This window comes from Arsenicicoccus sp. UBA2120 (genome assembly GCF_002330965.1).
Lineage (GTDB): Bacteria > Actinomycetota > Actinomycetes > Actinomycetales > Dermatophilaceae > Arsenicicoccus > Arsenicicoccus bolidensis.
Window position 1 is genome coordinate 1 of sequence record NZ_DCYC01000027.1, and the last position, 358, is coordinate 358.

The window sequence follows — 358 nt, forward strand, 5'->3', positions numbered from 1 at the left end:
ATGGCATCGTCGCGCGGCACCTCAACCGGGTGGGGCTGGGTGACCGGGACCCGTTCGCCTGCCCGTTCGTGACGGCGCACCGGCAGGGCTGACCGCCGCGGCGAAGGCCGCCAGCGTCCAGTCCCGGACCAGCTCGGCCGCCGCGCGACGCCGGGCGGGCTGGACGATCTCGTGGCCCTCGTCGGGCACGATCTCGCAGCGCGCGGTCCCGCCCGCCGCCTGCACCGCCTCGGCGAGCTGCTGCGACTCGCTCGGCGGGACGTTGGTGTCGTGGGCGCCGTGCACCAGCAGCACGGGCGCGTCGATCCGGTCGGCCAGCCGCAGCGGCGAGATGGTCCGCAGCAGCTCGGCGTCGTGG

General features: G+C 76.5%; 1 protein-coding gene. It reads right to left on the reverse strand.

Going from position 1 to position 358, the window contains the following annotated elements; genetic code table 11:
- Nucleotides 1-21 precede the first annotated feature (21 nt).
- Nucleotides 22-358, reverse strand: a 337-nt coding sequence (locus B2P18_RS03080; RefSeq protein WP_286955794.1) for an alpha/beta hydrolase family protein, incomplete at its 5' end; no start/stop codon positions are given.